Annotated in this window: 11 protein-coding genes and 1 pseudogene; 8 read left to right on the top strand and 4 right to left on the bottom strand. The window is 62.0% G+C overall.

The window, feature by feature from the left end; translation table 11 throughout:
* Positions 1-452, bottom strand: a pseudogene (locus B3547_RS10770) (hypothetical protein); the annotation flags it as partial.
* A 113-nt stretch (positions 453-565) separates the two neighbouring features.
* On the bottom strand, positions 566-1114 hold the full coding sequence (locus B3547_RS10765) for a DUF736 domain-containing protein (RefSeq protein WP_136958206.1): 549 nt from the start codon (positions 1112-1114) through the stop codon (positions 566-568).
* A gap of 850 nt (positions 1115-1964) precedes the next feature.
* Between B3547_RS10765 and B3547_RS10760 the strand changes: the two genes are divergently transcribed.
* The 6 genes from B3547_RS10760 (at position 1965) to B3547_RS21985 (ending at position 6489) form a co-directional block, all read left to right on the top strand.
* Positions 1965-2612 (top strand): HNH endonuclease, encoded by a 648-nt coding sequence (locus B3547_RS10760; RefSeq protein WP_168196195.1) that lies wholly within the window; start codon positions 1965-1967, stop codon positions 2610-2612.
* A 200-nt stretch (positions 2613-2812) separates the two neighbouring features.
* Positions 2813-3307, top strand: a complete 495-nt coding sequence (locus tag B3547_RS10755; protein ID WP_136958204.1) for a hypothetical protein — start codon at positions 2813-2815, stop codon at positions 3305-3307.
* Positions 3304-4545: a DUF1173 domain-containing protein gene (locus B3547_RS10750; protein ID WP_136958203.1), complete on the top strand. Its 1242-nt coding sequence runs from the start codon at positions 3304-3306 to the stop codon at positions 4543-4545. Before B3547_RS10755 ends, B3547_RS10750 begins: the two co-directional genes overlap by 4 nt.
* Positions 4546-4622: 77 nt before the next feature.
* On the top strand, positions 4623-5246 hold the full coding sequence (locus tag B3547_RS10745; protein WP_292962949.1) for a plasmid pRiA4b ORF-3 family protein: 624 nt from the start codon (positions 4623-4625) through the stop codon (positions 5244-5246).
* Between the two features lie 667 nt (positions 5247-5913).
* On the top strand, positions 5914-6135 hold the full coding sequence (locus B3547_RS10740) for a hypothetical protein (protein WP_136958201.1): 222 nt from the start codon (positions 5914-5916) through the stop codon (positions 6133-6135).
* Between the two features lie 81 nt (positions 6136-6216).
* On the top strand, positions 6217-6489 hold the full coding sequence (locus B3547_RS21985; RefSeq protein ID WP_136958200.1) for a DUF3761 domain-containing protein: 273 nt from the start codon (positions 6217-6219) through the stop codon (positions 6487-6489).
* Between the two features lie 137 nt (positions 6490-6626).
* On the opposite strand, the gene B3547_RS10735 is transcribed toward B3547_RS21985, so the two are convergent.
* Entirely contained in the window at positions 6627-7493 is an 867-nt protein-coding gene (locus B3547_RS10735; RefSeq protein WP_136958199.1) for a hypothetical protein, read from the bottom strand.
* A gap of 314 nt (positions 7494-7807) precedes the next feature.
* Between B3547_RS10735 and B3547_RS10730 the strand changes: the two genes are divergently transcribed.
* Entirely contained in the window at positions 7808-8071 is a 264-nt protein-coding gene (locus B3547_RS10730; protein WP_136958198.1) for a GlsB/YeaQ/YmgE family stress response membrane protein, read from the top strand.
* 457 nt (positions 8072-8528) lie between these two features.
* Here the strand turns inward: B3547_RS10730 and B3547_RS10725 are convergent, their stop codons facing one another.
* Positions 8529-8765, bottom strand: a complete 237-nt coding sequence (locus B3547_RS10725; protein WP_136958197.1) for a hypothetical protein — start codon at positions 8763-8765, stop codon at positions 8529-8531.
* Positions 8766-9027: 262 nt separating this feature from the next.
* Between B3547_RS10725 and B3547_RS10720 the strand changes: the two genes are divergently transcribed.
* Positions 9028-9303, top strand: coding sequence for a hypothetical protein (locus B3547_RS10720; RefSeq protein WP_210417678.1), 276 nt, complete (start codon positions 9028-9030; stop codon positions 9301-9303).
* Positions 9304-9355: the final 52 nt, after the last annotated feature.

Genomic DNA, 9355 nt, shown 5'->3' with positions numbered 1-9355 from the left:
TAGACCTCGGCGGCATGGTCGCGCATGCATTCGATGGCGGCCATGGCTTCATGGAGCGACTGACACAGGCGCTGCCTGTCCTCGATCTGCGCGGCGTGGATTTCCGAAGGGTCGCTGATACGGGCAAGCTCGCCCAACTCGCGCGCGGCGTCATCCTCCTGCGCCGCCAGATAGTGCGCAACCTTGTGGAACGAATGGACCATGCCCCATGCGATCCGGGGGGCAAGCGGGGCCAGACGGGTATCGGCAAGGAGCGTGAACAGGTCGCCGGTCATCTGCTCGACGCAGGCGCGGGCCTGTTGCTCGTCGGGCATGTCGGCGCTGGTCGGTTCTTCTACAATAGAAAGCTGCGCGCTGGCGATTTCGGCGGTGAACGCGGCGGGGAAGGCTTCGGCGCTGGTGAGGTCTGCATAATGCGTGGCGAAGTCGCGGAAGGTATCAAAGCGTGCCATGGGAATTGCCCTTGTGCATCGCCCCGGATGTTCTGTAAGCGTCGGGGCGAACATAACCGATGTTCAGCCATGGAGCCGGAAAGGGTGAAGCCCCCTTCCCGGCTCCACTTGGTTCAGGCCGGGTTCTCGTCGGCGGCCTTGCGGCCCTTCGCCTTTGCGGGTCCGGTCATGTCAGAACCAGTCATGCCGGCAAGGAACGTGTCGTCGCCTGCGGTGCTGCTGCCCAGCCCATCGTCCTGCGCTTCGCTGGCGGGCGGCATGTCCATGCCCTCCTCCCCGGTGGGCAGGTCCTGCCGGGTGCGGCGGCGGGTCCATGCGATGTTGAAGCCGCCTTCCTCGTTGGGAAAGAGCGCGATGTCCATCGGCCGCGCCATGCTCGGTTCGTCAATCCGCCCCTGAAGGAAGCTCTCGCCGGTGCTTTTCATGGTCTGTTCCCACAGGCCCCCGATCGCCACCCAGGAACGCGACGCGGTGCGCGCGACCATTTCAAAAGTGGGTGCGTTAGGCTTGCTGGAATGGAAGGGACGCAGACCGACAACATTGCTGAAGGCGAGCGTGTCGATCTTGCCGATAAATGCGCCACGTTCGCTGCGTGCGAGATAACCGATAGTTGCCATGATATACTCCAGACTATTCGGGCAAGGCCCCTGTTGACTTGCCAAGGACTGTTCCCGCCTTGGCCTTTACTTATTACAGGGCGCGGTAAATCTGGTCTATCTGATTGATTTCTTGACACAAATCCTATCGTCTCTGGTGAGCCGGAGCATCGAAAACGCCGCGCGGCAGCGCGGGGCACGAACCACGCCCGGCCCCGACCAGGGGCCGGTTCCTTCCCGGTCACCCGCGCGCAAGGGTTCGGCCTTTCCTGTCCATCATCTCCGGAGCCGCCGTCGCAGGCCCCAAGGCGCGGCGTGGGCACTTGGCGGGCAAGAGGCACGGGAGAGGACTGGCAGAGCTTGGCGGATCGGGGCCGGCGCTTCTCGAGAGGAGAAACAGACGCCGGCGGCCCCGATCCGGCTAGAGGCGCCTGGCCTCGACGCAACTCCTTGCCTGCCGAAACCACGCTGCAACGCCGGGAGCCTGCAAGGTGGCGTAGGAGAGGATGGACAGGACCTGTGCGTGGGGGACGCATCGCCGTCCGTCCCCGGGCGGCGATGGCATGGGCGATGGGCCGGTGAGCGGCAACGCGAGCGGCCGATCGCCGCAAGGGCGCGCGGGACCAACGGTCGCGCTCCACTTCCCGTCACCCTGCGTCCATCAGCGCGGCGACGGCGGGGACGAAGCCGGTCCCTCCCCCTTTCCCCTGCCCCTGACCGTCACTCGGATGAGCCGAGACCCGCGAGCGGGGCTCGGGGAGCCGGAGCGCGCTCCGGCGAGTAGGGCAGGTTCCGCTGCGGACCGCAGGGCCGGAGCGGGGCCAAGCCTCTGGACCATAGCTCTATATCGTATCTTGCCACTCGACGGCGGTGATCACACAGTTGACGAATGACACGCTCTCTTCGCCGCAGCCTCATGCAGCCCATTCCGGAGATCTTTGAAGTGGCGAGACTGCTCTCGAGCGGCGTCGACGCACATCTGGCAGGTGATCGGAAAACAGCGGACCGCTGCTTCGCCGAAGCGAATAGTCCGGTCGTGTGGCAATATACCGACGCTGCCTGGGGTGCCGGCTGCCGGGTACGGCACGGGTTCATTTCCATACCTGATGGTCCACCATACCTTGCAAAGGACGCTCGTCCGGTTCCCAGGATGCCGACGCCGGCGACGAAGAAAGCAGTGGTGGAACGTGATGGCTATCATTGCCGCTTCTGCGGGATACCAGTTGTGGACCCCGCAATCCGAACGCTGTTGAACAGGGAATATCCGGATACGGTGACCTGGACGAACCGCAATGCCGGGCAACATGCGGCGTTCCAGTGCATGTGGCTGCAATATGACCATGTCTTGCCCAACAGCCGTGGCGGCGAGAGCAGCCTTGAAAACGTGGTCGTTACGTGCGCGCCCTGCAATTTTGGTAGAATGGAGACGACGCTGGCAGAGGCATGCCTGCTCAATCCATTGAGTTTGCCAGTGGAGCCTCGCTGGGACGGGTTTGCGGCATGGGATGGACTGGAACGCCTTCGGCGGATACCTGTTCTTGCCGCAACCGAACGGAACGGGTAGGGAACAGAAGAGCCACCGGTCCGCCGGAAGGCAGCTGTCCCTTTCGGGTGCTATTTTAGACCAGGGCCTCCGGCCAGCCATCGGCGAGCGACGCCTCGCCAGCATACCCAGAGCATAACGACCCCCGTATTTTGGTGCGCGCCGGAGGCTTGTCCGTGCGCTCTCTCGGGTGTTTCAACCTGTGGCAAGGACGGCAAACGATGACACACGACTGGCTTCATGACCTCCATATCGACCTCGGCCTGATCGAGGTCCGCGACGATCCCGACACCTGCTGGGAGCGCCGCGCGCTCGCCGGCGCCAGCGTGGGCACCGATCCGGGTATCGCCATTGCAGAGGCCCATAACCTAGCCTGCACGATCGATCGGATCGTGGCCGGCGATCCCGATGGCAAGCGTGAGCTTGCCGAAATCCTCGGCGACGCGCGCAACGATTACCAGCGGTGCCTGTGGTACACGCTGGCGGGCCGGCATCCCTTTGCGATCGCGACGGACGTGCGCTGGCTCACCGGCCTGCTGCGCGCCCGCGATGCGCAGTGGATGGACGCGCGCAAGGCCGGGCGCACGGTGACGAAGGAACCGGACCCCTACATGACCGATGCCGCCGATGGTCCGGTCGGGGTGTTCGGCAGGGATTTCGTGCTGGGGCCGCAGTGGCAGGGAATTGTCGAGGACGGGATCGCGCAGGGCCTGTGACGCAGCGCTACCACATCATCGACCGGGAAATGGGTGCGGACGAGCCGGGGTTCGAGGCCCTGCTCGTCCATGCCTATGCGCAGAAGGAGCGCATCCGCTGCCTGTGCCGGCGCGATGCCGATCTCGATCTCTACATCACGCACCGGCATGGCCAGCACATCGTCGCGCGCTGGCCGGGGACCGGTGCGCTCCATGCGCCGCATTGCGACCACTACGAGGCGCCGGATTTCCTGACGGGTCTTGCCCAGGTGCGCGGCGGCGCGATCGTGGACGATGCGAAGACGGGAGAGACCCTGCTGAAGCTCGGCTTCCCGCTGTCGCGCGGGCCGGCCCGCGCCGCGCCCGCCTCGTTCACCAATGACAAGCCCGAAGTGAAGGCGACCAACCAGCGCCTGACGATCCGGGGCTTGCTCCACTACCTGTGGGACCGGGCCGAACTGACGCACTGGCACCCGCGCATGGCGGGCAAGCGCAACTGGTACGTGGTGCGCCGACAACTGCTGCAGGCGGCCCATGGCTGCAAGGCGCGCGGTGACGGTCTCGGCAGTGTCCTGTTCGTACCCGAGACGTACCGCCTCGACGACCGGGACGCGATCGCCGGGCGCCGGCACGGCGAGCTGCAGCTGGCCCGCGCCTCGCAGGACGCGATCATGATCCTCATCGGCGAGGTGAAATCGATCGAGCCCGCGCGGCTCGGGGAGAAGATCCTGGTGCGGCATCTGCCGGACTGGCCGTTCCTGATGGACGAGGACATGGCGCGGCGGTTCCACAAGCGCTTCGCGTTGGAGGAGGAGCTGTGGCGCTCGGACGACCACGAGGGTCATCTGGTCATCGCCGGGAGCTTCTCGATCGGCCGCTCGGGGCTGCCGCAGCTGATCGAGATCACCGTCATGCCGGTGACGCGCGAATGGCTGCCCTACGAGGGCCTCGACGATCGCGCCCTGGTCACGAAGGCGGTGGAGGAGCGGCGTCGTTTCGTGAAAGGGCTGCGTTTCAACCTCGGGACGGACACGCCGATCGCGAGCCTCGCATTGACCGATACGGGATCGCAGGCGAGCGCGATCCATCTCGCGCGCGCCCTTCCCGATCCCGCCTATGACGAAGCGTTGGCCTTGCTGATGCGGACGCCGGGCGTCGATCATGCGACGTGGCGTCTCGGCGATCCGCTGCCGCCACCGGCGCACCGCTCGCCCTCCCCTGCACCGTCAACGCCGCCGACGCGGGGCTGGATGCATTAGGTTGCGACGGGGATTGCTCGCCGCAAAATGCTGGCCTCACGCTTGTGGCTCTTTGTCTTCGCGGGCATGGTCGCGCCATGCCGAAACCCTACAATCCTTACGCCTATATCGTCCGTCTTGAAGCCCGGATCCTCGGCGTCGAGCCGGCGATCACCCGCACGCTGGAACTACCCAGCGACCTCAACTTCGCTCAGCTGCATGAAGTGCTGCAGGCGGCCTTCGGGTGGACCGACAGCCATTTGCACCAGTTTCACGTCGGGGGCCTGACGATCGGCGCGCCGGAGGCTATCGAGGATACACCCTATGGCCCACGGGTGTTTGAGGCGACCGAAGTCCAGCTCAAGGATCTGACGTTTCCCTATGAGGCCGACCCAACGCTCACGATCTCGTATCAATATGATTTTGGCGATGACTGGCAGCACGAGTTGGTTTTGCGCCGCGCCGGGATCGAGGATGATGTCAAATATCCGCGCTGCGTAGCCGGTCAGCGTGCATGCCCGCCAGAAGACGTCGGCGGATACCCAGGCTATGCCGATTTCCTGGAAGCGTGGCTCGACTCCGGGCACGAAGAGTACAAGGCGATGCGCCGCTGGGCGGGTACGAAATTCGATCCAGAGCGCTTCGACCTCGATAAGACCAACAAGGCTATCGCCAAAGCCATGCGCGCTTGCCGAGGCGATTATCAGCAGAGGCAAATCTGAACCCGCGTCCAGGTCACCGTTTCCGCCTCATCCAACTGGAGAATTCGCCTTAAAAGCGGCCGTTCATGCGCCTAAACTCGTACGCCGGAAGCGGTCGTTTGTTTATCGATGTCGCTGGCACCGGGAATGGCCTGGGTTGGTGGGAAGCGGTCGTTGCGAGCTTTGACCTTTAGCCCGTATAGCCATGACATGAGCCCTTTGACCCGCTTCTACATAGCTTCCTTTGGCTGGCTACCGTTCGTGCCGCTGACTATCTACGTAGCCAGCTTCAGCGAGCGATTTGCCCAACCTTTGGCTTACGTGTCGTTCACTCTTTGCGTAGCGTCGGTTATCTACACGCGATTTTTTGCACGATGTCCCACATGTCGATGGCGCATTATAACTTTTGGCAAGCCCTTCGTTCGCTCATTACCGCCGAAGCAATGTCCCCGCTGCGGCACCGACCTGACGGGTGCCGATTGATGTCCTAAACTGGACGCGAACCGCCCATCTGGGCATTTTGCCGCGATCGCCCCAATAACGGCCGTTCGGGCCCCTTGGTCAGGGCATCGGAAGCAGCCATACATTCACACCGGCCCCGATCGCGAGAGAATGACAAATTGGCGATGATTTGGAGCGGGCAATGTGGTGTAGTTCTTGCGATTGAGACCCTGCGGACAGGCAAACCATGATGAAACAGTTCGATGTCGAGCCCGTTGTCGCCAAATGGGAATTGCATAGCGTCGCGACCATGCTGATTGCCACCTATGGCGAAGATGCCGAGCGCACCGCCGAGGAAAATCTGGCGATCGCCATCGCCGAGGAGCATGAAGGCAACGAGACTGTCTGGACCGGCATCATCACCCAACTCCGGGAGATCCGGAAAGGCGATAGACATGGGCAGGCATAGAGGCATGATGGTGGCTGACCGGATTTGCTTACCTCTGCAGCGCAGCACCTGACGGAAGCATTCGAAACGGTTGGGGGAACCATGAAGAAAGCGCTGATCCTTGCTTGCATCGCCCTGGTGGCTGTCCCGTCAGCCTCCGTCGCCAAGACGCCAAACCATCACAGTTCCGCTTCGCGAATCTCGCATGGTTCCGACTATTATACGAACGTGAATGGACACTCGGTTCACCGGCCGATGCGGTCCCAATCCCAACCCAGAGGCGCTACCGCCCGATGTCGCGATGGTACATGGAGCTTCAGCGAAAACCATCGCGGTACGTGCTCGCGGCACGGTGGTGTCGCGAGCTGGCTCTAGCCCAGTCGGGCGTTGGTATTCCCTCGATATGTCAAATAGCGCAGCCAGCTATGGGCGGGAGCCATTGCAGGATCGTCGAGCCTTACGATCCAACTCGGCCCCCGCATCGGACACCAACGGATTTTCAACCAACTGTGTCAGGTTGCGGAAGCGCTTGGGGCTGCTTCCGACTTTTTGAACCCGCATTGGGACTGTTCCATGGCAATCTGCTTGGTGATGCGGTTCGCGTTCTGCGCGTAGGCTTCGGCTACCGAGCCATGGTTTACTGTCTTGCCGCGCAGCGGGCTCACCGCCTCGCATAGGTGGAAGACATGCGGCGTAGCCGAGGTCTTGGCTCCATTTTCCGGCGCGATCCAGTAAACGACGTCCTGGCCCGCGGGATGAGCGTCATCCTTGGTTGCGTCCGCGACCGTCTCGGAATCCGCGGCGATCTGCTTGGCCTGTTCGGCGACTTCGGGCGAGCAGGCGGTTGTGGGCTGGCCAGCCTTGATCTGCGCCGCGCACTGATTCATGTCCTGCGTGTACTTTTCCACCGATGGTGGATTGAAGTCGATCCCTAACACTGTCGCCAGCAGAGCCAGCACGACGCCAACACCGCCGGCGATCTTCTTGTTTTTGGGATCCATGTCCTTGTCGAGGAAGATCAGAGCCAGCAACGGCAGAAAGGCGATGACCGTGATGATCGCGCCGAGCTGGTTCTGAACGAAGAACTTGAAGGGTTCAGACTCGCGCGCCGGATCCTGCTTGTTGGCCGCTTTCCACATCAGGCTGCCGGCGATCGCGAAGACGGCGATACCAATGAGAATCCCGATCAGGAGTGCGAGGTTACCGTGGTCGAACTTATGCTGGCGCAGCAGGACGATCCCCGCGATCTCACCACCGATAGCAACGACCCAAGCGAGCGCGGCGAACAGACGCAGACGCCTGGCACCCGCCTTCTGATCCTGCGAGGCGCGCCACGCCTTCGTAACATCGACGTCACCAGCTGGCTTGTTATCGACCATTACCCCGAACCTCCATGTCACCACCCCTGTTCAACCTCGGCCGCAGTCCATGGCGAGATTGAGTCATCAGTCATTGCACGAACCATTTCATCTCGCAATCGGAGCAACGAGACCGCCATCTCCACCGGAACTGCCGATATTTGCATCCTGTAAATTGGCCCCGCGAGAGTTCCATTCGTGCGTTGGGCAGAGCCCCGCCATTCCGAGAACAAATATGCTCCATTCTGGTGGAACGGCCGATAGCGCCGCTTACATGAAGGTGTCATCTTCAGCGGTGGGGACGAAGACAAACCATTGGGAAGGATACCGTCGCCATGCATTTCATCATCGCGCTCATCATTGGTGGCTTTATCGGCTGGATCGCTGGCATGGTGATGCGGACCGAGGGGGGGTATATCTGGAATATTCTCGTGGGCTGCGTCGGCTCGATCGTAGGCCGTCTTCTGTTCGGCTCACTTTCGGGACATGCCCATCTCACCAGCAGCCCGTTCGATCCGATGACCATCCTCGTCGCCTTTCTTGGCGCGGTCGTGCTGCTGGCGATCTACAATCTCGTGAAACGCGGCCGGGTTCGCTAGCTCGGTCGAAGGGCGGGGCCTCAAGCGCCCGATGTTGAGGCCCGTCCCTCTTGCTGGAACTGTCCGGAGAGGTCGTGGGATCTGCCACTTCTCGGCTTTTGGCAGGGAGCGGTAGGCTGGTGCATGGTGGTGTACCCCCTCCTGTCCATGCACCCGTTGCAACCAAGGCCAGCCACGGACCGGGTGTTCCGCCCAAAGAAAACGAAATGTCCGATCCGAATGTAACTGAAAATCGTTCGGATCCGGAGGGATCAGCGTACCACCGTATATGCCCCTCCCGATAGTCTGTTGATTAGAATACAATTTTCCCCCTGCGCTCATTGCGCCGCAAAACCGGTCGAATTTGGTGGCATGCTGATTTCCATAGAAAACCCGCCCGGTTGAGGCCGGGCGGGTTCTGTATTTTCGAACAATCCGGGGCTCACGACCCGCGCGATGTATCAGGCTATCGGGTGCATCAGCATTTCTTGAAGCGGCCGGTCTTGGCATCGCGACAGGGGCCGCGACGCGTGGTGGCCGCTGCGTGTGTCGCGGCAGCTGCGGGCGCTGCTGCCGCATGGCTGGCAGCGGCGGCCGGCGCGGCGGGCGGACACTTGATGAACTTGCCCTTGGCATCCTTGCAAGGCGCAGCATGGGCGGCCGCCGGCAGGGCCAGCGCAGCGACGAACATGGCGGCAGTGAACTTGAGCTTCATGACGATCCTCCTTTGTAAAGGCATGCTCGTGCTGCACGCGTGAGCGTGAGCGCGTGGTGTCGCGCGGATTACAATCGCGCAATGTAATCAGGGCAATCCCGCGACCTTGCTATCGCAGTGGCGCAGGCGATGTCTATAAAAAGCCAAATATCGTCGGGGAAACACCTCAATTTCTTTTTCCGCCAAATTGGTAGAAAGATTGCCACTTGACGCCGCGCTATTGGTAAACGAGAATTTCTTCAGACCACGTTCGGGGGAACAGATGTCCAGCAGGAATTTTCTCAAGCCGTTCGCGCTGACCGTCGGCACTTTGCTCGTCTCGACTCAGACGGCAAAAGCTGCAGATCCGCAGATTTCTTCAGCTATCGAGCATGTCGCGAACGCAGCCACCATTGCTGGCACGACCGATCTGACTTTGGCATTGTCCACTGAGGCGATGACAGCCCAAGCTCAGCACTCCAGCCATTCGTCGCATGCAAGCCATTCCAGCCATGCAAGTCACGCAAGCCACAGTTCGCATTCGTCCAGCTCTTACTGAGCATGCCTACTGGGGATGTAGCGGCGTCTCCGACTGAGGCGATTATTGTCGT

It is taken from the genome of Novosphingobium sp. UBA1939 (assembly GCF_002336885.1).
In the GTDB taxonomy this organism is placed as follows: Bacteria; Pseudomonadota; Alphaproteobacteria; order Sphingomonadales; family Sphingomonadaceae; genus Novosphingobium.
Note: the sequence above shows the minus strand (reverse complement) of the source record. Positions and strands in the feature narration are given on the sequence as shown.